The 15,245-nt window shown below is 68.5% G+C and carries 14 protein-coding genes; 5 read left to right on the top strand and 9 right to left on the bottom strand.

Annotated features, from left to right (window positions below):
- Positions 1-8: 8 nt before the first annotated feature.
- The 6 genes from B1964_RS17885 to B1964_RS17910 form a co-directional block, all read right to left on the bottom strand.
- Positions 9-527: a hypothetical protein gene (locus tag B1964_RS17885; protein WP_079930704.1), complete on the bottom strand. Its 519-nt coding sequence runs from the start codon at positions 525-527 to the stop codon at positions 9-11.
- The gene (locus B1964_RS17890) at positions 524-1,120 is read right to left on the bottom strand and encodes a hypothetical protein (RefSeq protein WP_079930705.1); all 597 of its coding nucleotides are present in this window, start codon (positions 1,118-1,120) and stop codon (positions 524-526) included. Before B1964_RS17890 ends, B1964_RS17885 begins: the two co-directional genes overlap by 4 nt.
- Positions 1,121-1,172: 52 nt before the next feature.
- Positions 1,173-2,039: an SDR family oxidoreductase gene (locus B1964_RS17895; RefSeq protein ID WP_172398881.1), complete on the bottom strand. Its 867-nt coding sequence runs from the start codon at positions 2,037-2,039 to the stop codon at positions 1,173-1,175.
- A gap of 63 nt (positions 2,040-2,102) precedes the next feature.
- Positions 2,103-2,726 (bottom strand): TetR/AcrR family transcriptional regulator, encoded by a 624-nt coding sequence (locus B1964_RS17900; RefSeq protein WP_006367858.1) that lies wholly within the window; start codon positions 2,724-2,726, stop codon positions 2,103-2,105.
- On the bottom strand, positions 2,723-4,105 hold the full coding sequence (locus B1964_RS17905; protein WP_172398880.1) for a cytochrome P450: 1,383 nt from the start codon (positions 4,103-4,105) through the stop codon (positions 2,723-2,725). The genes B1964_RS17900 and B1964_RS17905 overlap by 4 nt, the downstream gene beginning before the upstream one ends.
- Positions 4,106-4,219: 114 nt before the next feature.
- Entirely contained in the window at positions 4,220-5,206 is a 987-nt protein-coding gene (locus B1964_RS17910) for an o-succinylbenzoate synthase (protein WP_079930708.1), read from the bottom strand.
- 70 nt (positions 5,207-5,276) lie between these two features.
- Here B1964_RS17910 and B1964_RS17915 point away from each other — a divergent pair, with 70 nt between their 5' ends.
- A complete protein-coding gene (locus B1964_RS17915; RefSeq protein WP_079930709.1) occupies positions 5,277-6,236 on the top strand; it encodes an oxygenase MpaB family protein in 960 nt (319 codons plus the stop codon).
- A gap of 13 nt (positions 6,237-6,249) precedes the next feature.
- On the opposite strand, the gene B1964_RS17920 is transcribed toward B1964_RS17915, so the two are convergent.
- Both B1964_RS17920 and B1964_RS17925 read right to left on the bottom strand, forming a co-directional pair.
- Positions 6,250-7,005 (bottom strand): alpha/beta fold hydrolase, encoded by a 756-nt coding sequence (locus B1964_RS17920; protein WP_079930710.1) that lies wholly within the window; start codon positions 7,003-7,005, stop codon positions 6,250-6,252.
- 55 nt (positions 7,006-7,060) lie between these two features.
- On the bottom strand, positions 7,061-10,885 hold the full coding sequence (locus B1964_RS17925; RefSeq protein WP_079930711.1) for a hypothetical protein: 3,825 nt from the start codon (positions 10,883-10,885) through the stop codon (positions 7,061-7,063).
- 292 nt (positions 10,886-11,177) lie between these two features.
- Between B1964_RS17925 and B1964_RS30055 the strand changes: the two genes are divergently transcribed.
- Positions 11,178-11,423, top strand: a complete 246-nt coding sequence (locus B1964_RS30055; RefSeq protein ID WP_026919927.1) for a LuxR C-terminal-related transcriptional regulator — start codon at positions 11,178-11,180, stop codon at positions 11,421-11,423.
- 142 nt (positions 11,424-11,565) lie between these two features.
- Here B1964_RS30055 and B1964_RS17935 read toward each other — a convergent pair whose 3' ends face one another.
- On the bottom strand, positions 11,566-12,537 hold the full coding sequence (locus B1964_RS17935) for an alpha/beta hydrolase family protein (RefSeq protein ID WP_014361039.1): 972 nt from the start codon (positions 12,535-12,537) through the stop codon (positions 11,566-11,568).
- A 277-nt stretch (positions 12,538-12,814) separates the two neighbouring features.
- Here B1964_RS17935 and B1964_RS17940 point away from each other — a divergent pair, with 277 nt between their 5' ends.
- The 3 genes from B1964_RS17940 to B1964_RS17950 form a co-directional block, all read left to right on the top strand.
- Positions 12,815-13,696 (top strand): CDP-diacylglycerol diphosphatase, encoded by an 882-nt coding sequence (locus B1964_RS17940; RefSeq protein ID WP_079930712.1) that lies wholly within the window; start codon positions 12,815-12,817, stop codon positions 13,694-13,696.
- A gap of 303 nt (positions 13,697-13,999) precedes the next feature.
- Positions 14,000-14,980: a TIGR04222 domain-containing membrane protein gene (locus B1964_RS17945; protein WP_079930713.1), complete on the top strand. Its 981-nt coding sequence runs from the start codon at positions 14,000-14,002 to the stop codon at positions 14,978-14,980.
- Positions 14,981-15,049: 69 nt separating this feature from the next.
- Positions 15,050-15,245 (top strand): DUF692 family multinuclear iron-containing protein (locus tag B1964_RS17950; protein WP_139765784.1); only part of this gene is annotated, 196 nt, incomplete at its 3' end.

Consider the following 15,245-nt stretch of genomic DNA (forward strand, 5'->3'; position numbering starts at 1 on the left):
CGGCGGAGTCACGACACCCCCTCCGCGTCACGCAACAGCCACCGTCCGTCGCGGAGCACGAATCCCGTGCGGAGCGTGAGTTTTTCGGTACTCTGTTGTCCCGTTCCGGTGCGGGTCAGCACGGTCGCGCGGATCAGGGCGTCACCGTCCTCGCGACCGGTGTCGATGATCGCGACCGTGTCGGGATGCCACCGGACCGACGCCGTGCCCGCGGGCGGGGCGCGATGCAGTTGCGCGGCGAACGATCCGGCGAAGTCCCCGGCCACCAGGGTGCGGGCGCGAGCCCGATCGGTCTGCCAGGTGGCGCTATCGACGGAGAACACCTGCGCGACGATCGCACCGGCATGAGCACGCAGCGAGTCCCGATTGTCGGCGGTCCGTCGCTGATCGGACAACGACGTCGCGGTGGCGATCACCACGGCCACCAGTGCGGCGATCACCACGACCGCCACCGCCGCGGCGATCAGCGCAGCGCCGGGTGCGACGATGCGGTCACGGGTGGCAGGGGTGCGCAGCGGAATTCTCATGGGAGGTATTGCACCGCCGCGACCTTGAGCCGTCCGGAATCGTCGGTGACGGCCAGCCGCAACCGGAAGGTGCGGTCGGCCACGGCCTGCCCGGTCTGCTGATAGCCCACCGTCGCCGCGACGAGCACCACGGCGGAATCGGTGGTGCGCGTGACGATTCCGGTGCCGTCGATGGTGGCACTCGCCGCGGTTCCACTGCGCCGGACGAATGCGGTGTAGGAGTCCGCCGATTGTGCGAATTCGTCGTAGAAGGCACCGGTCGCATCATTGAGTACCGACCGAACCCGTTGCGGTGCAGTCGGATCAGGGCTCAACAGCTCCGCGACGATGTCGGTGGCGACGTCGGTGAAATCGGCATCGGTCCAGGAATTCGCGGCGCGCACCCACGCCGCCACACCGAATCCCGCGACCACCAGTGCAGCGGTCACGACCAGCGCGGAGGCCGTCCACCACCATCGCGACAGCGGAACGATCCGACCGTTCGCCCGGCGCACCTCGTCGAGATCGTCGACCGCGCGCCGCAACTCGCGGCGGGCCGCCCGGTCCGCCCGGATCGACGGGGATGCCGATGTCGGCGGTGTCGGCCACGGCATCGTCAACGCCTCCTTGCCAGCACCGCACGATCATAACGCGGGGCCGTGACGCTCAGGATGTCGCGCGCCCCCGCATGCGGGCGTCGTAGTCGGCGCGGCCGGCCGAGTCGTAGTCGAGGAAGATCCGGTCGAGTCCGGTGCGTCGGCGCGTCAGACGTTTGAACGCCTGCGGGAAGACGGGATTGGCGTCCACCCACCGCATCGCCCGCGGGGCGGCCACACGGGTGCGTGGCTCGGCGATGACCCCGACGACGGCGGCGGCCACGACCTCGGGTTCGACGGTCTGGATGTAGCGATTGGTCGCCAGGCCCGAGATCAGGCCGGTGCGGGTGAAGGTCGGCATCACGGTGCTCACCCGCACGCTGTGGTCGGACAGTTCGGCGTCGAGGGCCTCGGAGAACTCGATGACCCCCGATTTCGCGGCGTTGTAGACGGCCAAACCCGGCATCGGAAGCCGGCCGGCAACCGAGGCGATGTTGACGATCTGCCCGGACCGTCGGGCCGTCATTCGTTGCGCGGCAAGCTGACTGCCGGTGATGACACCGATCAGGTCGATGTCGAAGGTCCGGCGGATCAACGCGTCGTCGAACTCGAGGAAGGACCCGACGGGCATGATCCCGGCGTTGTTGATCAGCACATCCACCGGCCCCAGACGCTGCTCGACCTCGTCGAGGAAGGCGGCAAAGCTCGCCCGGTCGGTGACGTCGACCTCGACCCCCTCCACCCCGAGGTCGGCGGCGGCCTTGGCCAGGACCTCGTTGTCGACGTCGCCGATCGCCACCCGCGCCCCGGCGTCGAGGAGTTGACGGGCGGTCTCCAGGCCGATACCGCGTGCGCCGCCGGTGATCACCACGACCTTGTCGGCCAGCCGGGCCCGCACCTCGTCATGCCCGATGCGACCGAATCGGTTGCTGCGCATACTCATCGACTACTCCCCCTTGGTGAGATCACGTACTGACTTCGGTTGTGCCGCCCGGGGCGGTCACCAGATCATCGGTGCGAGGAACTTCTCCGCGAACGCTCGCACCCGGTCCGGCTCCTGCCGCGCCTCGTCGGAGGCCGGTGTCTCCAGGAACGAGATGACCAGGCGCACATGGATTTCGACGGCCTCGAGCAGATCCTCGTCGGGCATCTGCGCACCGGCGGTGCGCAGAGTCGCGGCGACGCGTCCGGTGGCGACGTCGATGAACAGGGCGGTCACCGAGGCGGTGATCGGCGCCATGTCGTGGTCGGTCAGCACGAGCCGGCGCATCAGGGGTTCGTCGGAGATCATCGCCGCGCCCGCGGCGAAGGCCTCGATGACCGCCTCACGCGGGCCGAGGCCGCGGACCGCGTCGACCAGCCGGGCCATGCCGCGTTCGTAGAGTTCCTCGGCGACGCCGAGGAGCAGCGCCTCCTTGTTGGGGAACCGCCGATACAGCGTGGACCGGGAGACCCCGGCGCGTTTGGCGACCTCGTCGACGTTCGCGCGGCGCACCCCGACCTCGGTGAACTCCGCCTCGGCGGCGGCGATGATCGCGCTGTTCTGATCGGCGGGGCTGTCGGTGTTGCGGACCTTGCGGCGACGGCCCTGCTCGGCGTGGGTGCCCGGCGCGCCCGGGGTCATCGCAACCCCCGAACGGTGACCGGCAGCCCGTCCTTGGGTACCGGTAGTGCGCTGTAGTCCATCGGGAGCGTGTATCCCGCGGGGACCGACCACTCGTACCCGCGCAGCAGGTGATGCATGATCGTCTTGATTTCCATTTGTCCAAAATACAGACCGATGCATTTGTGGACCCCCGCACCGAACGGAATCCAGGCCATCCGATGCGACTTGTCCTCGGCGCGTTCGGGGCCGAAACGATCAGGGTCGAACACCCCGGGCTCCGTGTAGAGCTCGGGGTCACGATGATTGGTCAGCTGCGGAACACTGACCATCGTCCCCTCCGGTACGAAGAACCCCTGAATCGAGGTGTCCTTGACCGCGATTCGCGGTTGGGCTGGTACCGGCGGGCACATCCGCAACGACTCCTTCATCACCCGGTCGAGCACGTCGAGACGGCCGAGGTCGTCATAGCCCATGTCGGGGCCGAGTGCGTTGGACTCGGCGCGCGCCCGCTCCTGCCAGTGTGGGTCGGCGGCCATCCGGTAGGCCATCTGGGTCATCGTGATCGTCGAGGTGTCGTGCGCGGCCATCAGGACGAAGATCATGTGATTCACGACGTCCTCGTCGGAGAATCGGTGTCCCTCGTCGCTGCGCGCATGACAGAGCACCGAGAACAGATCGGGGGTCTCACGCGCCCGCTTGGCGGGCAGGGTGGCGTAGAAGAACTCCTCGAGCACCTTGCGGCTGCGCAATCCCTTCCACCACCGGCCGCCGGGAACCGGCTTGCGCACGTAGGCAACTCCGGCACGCACGGTCTCGACGAAGGCCTTGTTGAGCGTGGCGGCCTCGTCGGCGGACAGGTCGACGCCGAGGAAGACCTCGAGCGCGACGTCGAGGGTCAACGACTTGAACCGATCGAACAGGTGGACACGCCCCGTCGGGAAGCGGGTCATCGCCTCGGCGATCATCGGCGACATCTCCTGCAGGTAGCCCTTGAGCATCGTCGGCGCGAAGGCCTGCTGCATGATGCGCCGGTGGTGGCGGTGCTCCTCGAAGTCGAGGAGCATCACCCCGCGGTTGAAGAAGGGGCCGATGAAGTAGCTCCAGGCGGGACCGTTGGCGAACGCCCGATCGGAGTTCATCAGGATCTCCGCGGCCGCATCGGGGCCTGCGGCGGGGACCATCCGAATCCCCAGCGCGCTCATGCCGGAGATGAGACCCAACTCGGCGCGACGACGTTCGGCGAATCCGAAGGGATCGCGACGCATCGACATGATCTCGAGGATGCCGTTGCGATGTGCGCACGGAATCGCCTGTAGATCGCTGCCGGGTGGCGGTGGCGCGAGGATTGGTGACTTCCCGGCCGAGCGCACCCGAGACACCGACGAGGGCGCCGTCATGGCAGCATCCTGCGCCGGCGCGAGTCCACCCCGCTCCTGTGAGCCACACAACACCATGGAACAAACTCTACGATATGTCTCTATCGACTGTCACCCTCCGGCCGGGAAACTCCCTCAGCCGAGTCGGTGCCCGCGCGCGGTCAGGACCGCGTGAGCGCGCCGCAACCGCTCGTGCCACCACCGCCGGCGGTCCTCGGCGGCGCACAGCGTCGACGGAACGTCGAGGTCACCGGGCCCGAACCACCGTGGCCGCAGATGACCGTCGTCCGGGGTGCCGCCGTCGGCGACGTCCCCGGTGAACAACGAGCCGGTGCCGAGACCGCAGGCGAACGGTACCTCGGGCAGCGCCGCGGCCGCCGCGACGCCCGCGGCGATGCCGACCGCGGAGTCCAGCGCACTCGAGATCACCACGGGCAGACCGATTTCCTCGGCCAGGGTGAGCACGGCCCGCATGCCGCCCAGCGGCGCCACCTTGAGCACCGCGATGTCGGCGGCCTCGGCGGCGACCACCCGCATCGGGTCGGTGGCCTTGCGGATCGACTCGTCGGCGGCGATCGGCACATCGACCGCTCGACGCACCGCAGCCAACTCCTCGACGGTGGCACACGGTTGCTCGGCGTACTCGAGGTCGCCGATCGCGCGCAATGACGTGATCGCCTGCGCCACATCCCATTTCCCGTTTGCATCGACGCGGACCCGGCCGATGAGCTCGCGCGTGGCAGCAACCCGCGCGACGTCGTCGTCGAGGGTCTGCCCCGGTTCGGCGACCTTCACCTTGGCGGTGCGCGCGCCGGGGAAACGGGCGAGCATGCCCGCGACCTCCGATGCGGGTACCGCCGGCACGGTGGCGTTGATCGGGACCCGATCACGACGTGTGGGGGGTGCTCCGAGATACGCCGCCTCGATACCCGCCGCGAGCCACGCCGCGGACTCCTCGTCGTCGTACTCGACGAACGGCCCGAATTCACCCCAGCCCGCCGGACCCTCGACGATCATCACCTCGCGCGTGGTGATGCCCCGGAAACGGGTGCGCATCGGCAGGCTGAGCACCACCGCGTGCTCGAGCAACTCCTCCGGCGTCGGCAACCTCTGACCGGTCACGATCCTCCTCACTGGCCAGACTGATGAAACAAATCTGGAAACTCGTTCCTTCGTGCGATAAGGTCTCGCCATGACAGTGAATCAGGATTTCGACTCGGCGATCCGTGAGGCGCAGCCTGTCCTGGTCGACCCCAGTCCCGAAAACCCCGGTCCGGCCGCCCCGGACAACGACGCGCCGCCGACACCGCGGCTCGGCGCCGAATCGCTCATCTGGAAGTTCTATGGCGACGTCCGCGGAATCCTCGGATTCCAGCGCCTCGCCGGCACCGAGAACTGCATCGAACAACTCGGCCAGGGCGTGCTCGACCACTCGGTGATCTTCGACGACTTCCTCGGCCGCGCCCGCCGCACCGGCCCGCCCGTGATGCGCACCGTCTACAGCGCCGAGCCCGCCAGGTGGGGACGCACCGTGCGCGATTTCCATCGCGACATCAAGGGCACCATCAGTGACGGTTCGCGCTATCACGCGCTCAATCCCGAGCTGTTCTATTGGGCGCACGCCACTTTCGTCGATCAGGTGCTCTACATCACCGACACCTTCATCCGCAGGTTGTCCGAGGCGGAGAAGGAGCAGATCTTCGCCGAGAGCAAGATCTGGTACGAGCTCTACGGTGTCAGCGCGCGCAGTCAGCCGCAGACCTACGCCGAGTTCCGCGAGTACTGGGACTCCATGCTCGAGCGTTTCGTGCCGCACAAGACCGTCGTCTACGCCACCGGATACATCCGCAAGGGTCTGCCACGGCCGCGCCGCATCCCGGCGCCGGTGTGGCGCGTCGTCTCCGCGCCGCTCAACGCGTTCATCCGCACCGTGGTGGTGGGCACCCTTCCGCAGCAGATGCGTGATGTCTGTGATCTGGAATGGGATGCCAAGCGCGAAAAGAACTTCCAGAGGTTTGCCACGTTCATGCGGGCACTCAACCCGGTGTTCAACCGGCTGCCGGTGCGGTGGCTGTACGTGCCGTGGGCCGCCGAGGCGTGGGAGAAGGTCGGCGTCGACCCGCGGCCGCTGCACAACAAGCCGGCCGCGTAGGGGGCTGCCGGCGTCACTGCGCCAGGAAAGCGCCTGCCTTCGCGGTGAATTCGCGACGACGGTCCCGATGGACCGAGTGGCCTGCGTCGATGACGTCGAAGCGGCCGTCGGGCAAGGCCTGCGCCATGGACTGCAGATGCTGCGGGGGCAGAAAGCTACGCGGACCACCGGAGATGACCAGGGTCCGCGCCGACACCTCGGCCAGACGCCCCCACCACTGCGGGTCGGCGCGCTCGAACTCGCCGACCTGCGTTCCCACGGCGCGATCGAATCGGACCACCGGCATCGGGTTGCGCATCAGGGCGCCGATACCGCGTACGCGTTCACCGAAGCCCGACGACATGACGATCTCCTCGTCGAGATCGGCCTGGTCGCGTGGCATCGGTGGCACTTCCTCGAGCACCAGCGACCGGACCCGGCCGGGATCGTTCATCGCCACGCGCAGTGCCGCGTGCGCACCGAGCGAGTGACCGACCACGTCGGCCCGCTCCACATCGAGCTCGTCGAGCACGAATCCCAGGTCGGCGGCGAAGGCTTCCAGCGCGTAGTCCCCCGGACGGCCGCTGCGGCCGTGTCCACGCAGGTCGACCGCGATGACCGCGCGGCCGGCGCGGCGCAGGATCGACGCGAAGGGCCGCCAGGTGCTGTGGTCGCTGCCCATCCCGTGGACCAGCAGGACCGGCGGAGTGCGGCTGTCGGCGAGATCGCCGTCGACGGCAACCGCGAGGGTGAGCTCGCCGTGCCCGATGGGGCGCTGCAACAACCGCATTGGGCCCAAGTTACCAGCGTCGATACCTACCCGGGACGGGCCCCCACGGCCGCGATCACCGGCGGCACGGAGGCTGATAGCCCATGCCGTGGACGTAGGTGGCCCATTCCTCCTCGGTGATCTGATCGCCGGTCTGGGCGCACTGGGCGTCGATGATCGCACCGGTATCGAGCTCCCACGACTCGATCACCCCTGCCTCACCGGCGGCGAGGATCCGATCGCCGGGCGCGAATCGCACGTCGTAGACCCGTCCGGGGAACGAGCGCAACACGACCTCCGCCGACCCTCCGTCGGCCAGATTCCACACCCACACCTCGGAATTCCCGCCACCGGCGATCACATGGGAACCGTCGGCGGAGAAACCGGCGCTGTAGAGCTGGCCCGCCGGGCCGGTCAACGTCGCGACGGTATGCGGCGCTTGCGGATTCGAGATATCGGCGACGACGACCGCACGTTCCTCCGAGGTCGCCACGATCCGGTCGCCGTGGGCGGAGAAGCGCACCGCGAGCGCCGCGCCCTCGAAGTCGATCGGATGCGGATATGCCCGTGGTGCCGCCGGATCGGTGAGATCCACCAGTTGCACGACACCGGTGGAGGTCGCCACCGCGACCCGGCGACCGTCGGGGCTCAGCGTCGTCCACCACACCCCGCCGCCGGCGTCGAAGGTCGAAACCACCCTGGGCGCAGCAAGATCCGAGACATCGATGACGGTGACGATGTTGCTGTCGGTGGCCCCGGTCACGGCCAGATGTGACTGTTCGCTGTAGTCGACCGTCTCGTTGAGGGTGTGCTGCGCGTCGACCGTACCCACCAGATGCGGGTCGGCGGGATCGGACATGTCGGCGAACTGTACCGCTCCGGTGACCGTCCCCATGGTCGCGATCCGGCCCGACGGCGACAGCGTCACCGCTCCCGAATACACCATGCCCGGAGGTGGCACCAGGTCCGGCCCGGCGCGACGCAGACCGCCGGACTCGATGTCCCACTGGGTGATCCGTCCGTCGGTGCCGCTGTCGGCGGCGAGCAGCCGGGTCGTCGAACCGTTCGCCGGGATCTGATAGACACTGTTGGTCCCGATCACCGTCCGATTCGACGTCGGCGGCCAATCCTGTACCCGCCCATCATCACTGGATGCGATCACATGGTCGCCGGCGAACACCACCGACACCGGGTTCGACGCACCGGTCAGGACGCGGGGCGCCGCCGACGGGTTGGTCAGGTCGAAGATCCGCAGTGTGTTGTCGGCGCCCGCGCCCGCGATCTCGGTGCCGGCGGCGTTGACCGCCACCGCCGTCACGTAACTGTCGAAACCGCCGAATCCCGAGACCTTACGCGGTGCCGCCGGATCGGTGACGTCGACGACGTCGATCACGCGGCTGCGCAGTGCCGCCACCAGCCGCGTACCGTCCGGGGTGTAGGTCAGGCCCTGCGCGAGTTCGTTATCACGCCACGCATCGAGCGGGATCTCCCCCGTCGCAACGATCGCGTCGCCGTCGACGCGCCACAGATCGATGCGACGGTTGGCACTGCTGGTGGCCAGCGAACGGCCGTCCGGGCTGAACGCGGCCGCGCCGGCGACTCCGGCGACCTTGCCCGGCAACGGCACCGGACGCCACGTCCCGGCCGAGCTCACCCACGCCTGCACCCCCACCTCGGGCACGCCGGCGACGACGAACCGGCCGTCGGGACTCACCGTGAGCGCGTTGACGTCGCCGCCGACCGCCGGGAAATCGAAGGCGCGCACCGGGTGTGCGGGGTCGGCGACATTCCAGGCGGTGAGGGTGCCGCGACCGCCGAGAAGAACCGTCGACGTCCCCGGCAGGATCGCCACCCCGCCCAATCGGCCTCCGCCGCCCGGCGCGCGGAAGGTGGTGACCTGTCGGTCGATCCCGCGGTCGGACACGTCGAACAGCCGCACCTGCCCGCCGCCTCCGGCGGCGACGAGCAGTGACCCCGAGCGGGCCAGCAACACCGACCCGCCCTCGCCGACAAAGCGATTCGGGACGCCGTGACCGGTCGCGTCGATCAACCGCGACCGCGCCTCGAGGGTCGGCGAGGTCTGATAGGCGACCATGGCCAACTGCGCGGCGAGAAACGGGTCGCGATCCTCCAACTCGCTCGACTGAATGGCCAGCTGTCGGCTCAGCGCCTGATTCCGGGCGGCCTCGGCCTGCTCGCGCTGACCCACCGCATGCACGCCGGTGATCACCGCGATGACCGCCGCGGTGACCGCCACGATGCCGAAGACCCCTGCGGTCAAAGCGATTCGGCGCAGCTGACGACTGCGGCGTCGTTCCTGGGCGTCCTGGGCGCGTACCCGCGCCTCACCGGCCTCCAGAAAGCCACGGCTGGCCTGATCCAGCGAGGAGCCGTCGTCAGTGAGCGGCCGGAACATCTCCAGCCGGGCCCGCAGCGGCAGCAGGTCGTCGGGCCGACCGTTGGCCTCCCACGTGTCCCGCAGGGTCTGTAATCGGCGCCGCAGCAACAACCGTTCGCGGTCGGCGTCGATCCATTCGCCCAGCCGCGGCCAGGCCGTCAGCAGCGCCTCGTGCGCGACCTGGGCGTGCGAGGTCGTCACCGTGACCAGACGTGCCGCGGCGAACGTCTCGAGCACATGACGGTTGTCCCCGGCCGGATCGTCGGCGTCGAGATCGGCGAGCCGGACGGTGCGCCGGGTGACGGTCTCCTCGTCGACGTTGACCATTTCCAACAGGATTCGGCGCGCCACGGCCCGCTGCGCGTCGTCGAGTGAGTCATACACCGACTCCGCGGTCTGTTCGACGGCTCCCGAGATGCGGCCGGTCGAGACGTAGTCACGCACCGTGAGTCGTCGGCGATCAGACTTCTCCCACGTGGCGCGCAGGGCATGGGACAGCAATGGGAGTACACCCGCGCCGACCGGCCGCACGCTCGTCGACGGCGCCACGTCGTCGAGCAGCATGGTCACCAGATCGTCGTCGACGGTGAGCCCGGCGACCTCGGCGGGCCGCACGATCACCTCCCGCAGTTGTGCGGGCAACATCGGGGTGACGAGTAGCTGCGAATTGGCCAGCACCGAGGCGATGATCGGACCGGCGGCGGCACGTTCGTAGAAGTCGGCGCGCAACACCCCGATCACCACGGTGCGCCGGCGCGCGGCGTACTCGGCCAGCCGGGTGGTCAGCCGTGCCCGCCCGGCGGAATCACCCTGGGTCCACAGTTCCTCGAGCTGATCGATCACGAGCAGCGCCGGACCGTCGCCGGGCGTCTCGTCGAGAGTTGCCGCGGCCTGCTCGAGCGCGGTGACAGGGTCGTCGCCGGGCACCATGACCGCCGCGCGCCAATCGAGGAACGGCTCCTCGGTACCGATGCGCGGCAACAGGCCGGCCCGGACGAGCGAGGACTTACCCACCCCCGACGCCCCGACCACCGCGACGCCGTGCAGCCAGTCGGGCCCACCCTCTCCGACCGACTGGTCCGGCTCCGGGCCGGGCCCGGGCACCGTCTCGGGAAGCCGGGAGCGAACCATCTCGGCGAGCCGGTCGATCAGCTCGTCGCGACCGAAGAACCAGGCCCCGTCGTCGGCCGAGAACGGAGCAAAGCCCCGGTACGGTGACACCGACGACGCCGACTTGCGGGTGCGCCGCGACGACCGCTCGGCCGCGGCCCACCACTGCTGGACGTCGGCGTCCTCGACGACGCCACACGCGGCGAGGACACGCTCGAACATCTCCCGGCTCGCCCGTGTCGGGGCGTGCTGTCCGGCGAACCATCCGGCGACCGTGCCCAGGAGCGCGTCGGCGTCGGACGCGACGTCGCGCACACTCATCCCGGACCGCTCGCGGAGTCCGGTGAGGGCGCGGCCGAGCTCGTCGCGGGTGTGCACGGCATCGGGTCCCATGGCGAGAGGAGTCCTGTCGTCGGACCAGATTCGCGCTGGTCAGCGTATCGAGAAATGTATCGACTTCCGATTCTCAGCCACTGCGGCGCGCTTCGTCATCCCCTCCGCACCAAGATTGGTCCGCGCGGACTACACCGCGATCCATTGCGCGTCGGCGAGTCGGGCTGCGGCGCGAATCCATCAGGAGGTCACCATCATCCCCGGTACCGAGGAGCCGCCGTTGCATCGGCGACCCCAGCACGATTCCCGACCCCACCCCCATCTCGATCCCCGCCATCGCCACCTCTATGCGGTGAACCGTCCCGCGAGCCGACGTCCCGACCTCTCACGCCGCGAGGTCGAGGTGCTCGTCGCCTGGTTGCGCGCCGAGTCCAAACAGGAGGCCGCCAAGGCGCTGTTCATCAGCGTGTCGACGGTGAGCACCCATGTGGCACGCATCCGGGCCAAGTACGAGGCGGTGGGCCGGGCGGCGAACACCAAGTCGGCGTTGTTCGCCCGCGCGATCCAGGACGGTTACGTCTCACTCGACGAGTGGTGAGTTCGAACTCCTGACGGCACCGTCGACGACGCGGTACCCGACCCCGGGGAGGGTCCGATGCCACGTCGTCGACGGTTCCGCCACGCACCCGCCGATCACCCCAGGCAAGGCGCCGCATCCCCTGTCGGCGCCTGTCCGGTGATCAGCGGTCCCGGAACCAACCGGAGTTCTTGGCGCGCCAGACCATGTCCTGCCAGTAACCCCAGGTGTGTGTCCCCACGGTGGGGAAGTCGGTGGTGATCGGGATGCCCTGCAGTGCGGCGGCCACCTCGAATGACCGGGTCTGCGCGAGTGCGACCGCCTCGAGCGGGGTGCCTTTCACGGAGTTGACGGCGTCGGTGTTGTAGCGGCCCCAGGCGGCTGATCCTGCGGCGACCCGGATCTTCATCCCGCGCATCCGCGGCAACTGGACGAGCGCGTCGTTGCGCTGCCAGCGATCGCTCCACGGCGGGCCCCACATCGCATCCGCGCTGAACGGCCCCACTCCGGCCTCGACGCCCGCGTCGATCAGCGCAAGGCGCACGGCCTCGCGCATCGTCGGGGCCGACAGGTTCACGTAACCCGACATCGAGAACACATGCGAGATCCGGTTGCGGTGATAAGCGCCGTAGATCATCGCCGAGCCGCCGCCCATCGAGATGCCCATGATGGCGTACTTGCCCCACGGCCCGACGGCGAGCCCGCGCGCGTCCAGGGCGGCGACGATCCGGTCCAACCGGCAGGTCCACATGTAGCGGTACTTGATCTTGTTGCCCGGGCTGGCGGTGTCCCAGTTGGTGTAGAAACTCGCGAGTCCACCGACGGGTTCGACGACGTTGACGCCCGAGTCGGCCAGGCGGGCGATGTTGGTCTCATGACGCCAGCCGCTCATGTCGCTAGTGGCTCGTAGTCCATCGAGGGCGATCACCGTCTTGTAGTTGCCCGGCCGGGCCCAGATGTCGACCGGGCTCGCGGGCATCCCGCACCCCCCGACCGAGATCCGGTTCAGCGATGCCGCATCGGCGTCACCGACACCACTGGACAGGGAGATCACCAACGCCGACGCCACGATGGTCGCGGCGACGATTCGCCGGCCCAGGCGCTTGTGGACCGACCGTCTCAGACTTGAACGCACGCCCAGGACATTAGGGCGGTGCGGACCGCTGTCACCAGGCTCGTGACCACAGGGCACCGACATTGAGACCAGTCGGTTACCCAAGTGGCAATTGTGACGCAATGTTACTAGTGTGACTTGTGAGGTCTAAGTAGCTCGGAATTCGCTGAGCGAAACATGTGGAAAACCTGAATCGATTTCGGCGTTCGAGTAACCGGGGCCTTCGCCGACTGGCACACTCATGGCTCAGACGGAGCAACCGGCCGACCAGCCGGGCTCATCGGTGAGAGGGCCGGCCATGGACAGCGACTCCCCCCCCTTGCCGGGCGCATCCACTCCGAGCCGCGGGTTGAGTCGGCGCACCTTCCTCACCACGACGGCCGCCCTCGGCGTCGGCGCGGTCGCCGGAACGGGCGTCGCCGGCATCGCGTGGGGTGCTCCCCCACCCGACTGCGGCAGCCCGTCGGACTCGGGCAAGACGAACGCCCGTTTCTGGCTGTGGGATCAGGTCAAAGGGTGCACCCCCGCCCAGCCCGGGTCCAACCTCTACGTCAAGCAGATCTCGGCGAGTCCCAACCGCTACTACGCGATCCGACGAGGCGGCGACAACCCGCACGGCAACAACGACATGCTGCTCATGCCGACCAATCGCATCTCGGGTATCGAATGCAGCTACCTGCGCCACGATCCGCCCAACTGGTGGGCCGGTGCGTGGCGCGAGGCCGTCGCGAACATCCCGGCCAAGCCGTCCTCCCCACTCGCGCTGGGCGTCAACTCCAAGGACCGACGAGGCCAGGACCAACTCCACATCCACCTGTCCCAGGTCTTCTATCCGACGTTCAGTGATCTCCGGCAGATCCAACCGGTCACCAAGATCAGCGACTGGATGTCGCCGCAGGCCAACGTCGAGCTACGCATCAACGATCGCCACAAGACCCCGCTGCGCAAGACCGCCTGGTTCCGGGTGGTGAAGTACACCGGGGCGCTGCCGAATCTGTTCGCCGAACTCGCGAAGGTCCTCCCGGCGACCGAGAGCATGGAACACCAGGTCGTCGGAGTCGTGTGGACCGGCATCGGGAGCACCTACTACCTGATCAACAGCACGGCACTGAAGACACCCAAGGGGCCGGGGACGGGTCTGCTGGACTTCATCTACAACTGGCCGGCCAACAAACCCTGACACATCGCCCCAGCTCACCGGATCGATATCTGTGAGCATCCGATGGAATCGGTCACGAATCGGCCACGGCAGGCCTTCACCACTGGCACATTCGCAAGCAGCGTAGATACTGAGATCACCTGACACGCAGTGACTCTCGGGCCGAGAAGCAGTAACCGAACGGCCGCCGCCGCAACGAATGTCGGGCCTGCGCAACGTCGCGCCGGCCGACGATGCCTTTCCCCGCCTCTCGCAATCGGGCGGGTTCACCTCCGCGCATGCCTCGTGGCGAGACGTGCGCACTGGGAGAAAGCCGGTGACACCATGAACGGACCCGACACCTGGGGTATCCCCAGCACGACCTTCCTCGCCCTCTATGCCGTCATCTCGGTGGCGGCTCTCGCCGTCGTCATCGTGCGGCGACGTCCCGCCCACCAGCGGGTCGATGATCTCCCCGACCTCACTCCCACACAGATCGGGGCACTGGTCTCCGAGGAGAATGCGGTCCTCGCAGCGGTCGCCCAACTCCGGGCAGCCGGCTATATCAACTCGAGCGGACGTGCGACCAATCGACTGAAAGCTGCACCCGCACAGAATGATCGGTTTGTCCGGGCGGTCGGTGACCGTTATGCGCGACGCGGCACGAGTTCCTTGCGTGACGTGTCGGTGCCGTTGCGGCAGGTGCACTCGGAGCTCATTGACGTGGGCCTGCGCCACGCACGCCGACGCGCGGTCGGGGTGGCCGTCCTGATCCCGGTACTCGTGCTCGGGCTCGCACGGATCGTGGCCGGTCTCGCGCACCGCAAGCCGGTCGGCTATCTCGTCGTCATCGTGATATGCCTTGCCGCGGTGTGTATCTGGTGCGCAGTCCATCCTCGTGAGCGGACCGCGCGCGGCGAGGCGGTACTCGCCGAACTGCGCCGGCGGCACAGGTTGCTCGCGCCGCAGTACCGGCCCGCGCTCGCCGCCCTCGGAGCACACCACGCCGCCGTCGCCGCAGCCCTGCACGGCATCGAAGCACTTGCACTCCTCGATCCGCGCCTGGCCGCCGACCCGCTGCTCCGCCCGACGACGACGGCCCCCGATCCGGGGATCGCCACCCCCACAACACCTGTCGTGAGAAAGGCCCGTTCACGACGTGCCACGGGCAGCGGCGGAGCATCGTGGTTCGGGTCCGCCTTCTACGGCGGCAGCGACGACGGCTCGCATCACGGGGGTTCGTCACACAGTTGTGGTGGGGGCTGGAGTGGCTGCAGCAGTGGCGGATCCAGCTGTGGAGGCGGTGGCGGCGGATGCGGCGGGTGATCACTGCGTACGACCACCCGGGACAACGAGATCACCACGAGGCGGGGCGCATCAGAGAAAGGGTTCCTCATGAGCAGGTCACATAGCACACCGGAGATCGCCGGTATCGGGATCGGCTGGCGCCCGGAGATCGCGGCCGTCGTCGACGACCTTCCCGGCCTCGGATTCTGTGAGGTCATCGCCGAGTCGGTGCCGCACATCGACGTCGAACCGCTTACGGCGCTGGGGGTGCCGGTGATCCCGCACGGCCTCGGCCTGTCTCTGG

Origin of the sequence: Gordonia sp. i37 (genome assembly GCF_002043085.1) — a bacterium.
Lineage (GTDB): Bacteria > Actinomycetota > Actinomycetes > Mycobacteriales > Mycobacteriaceae > Gordonia > Gordonia polyisoprenivorans.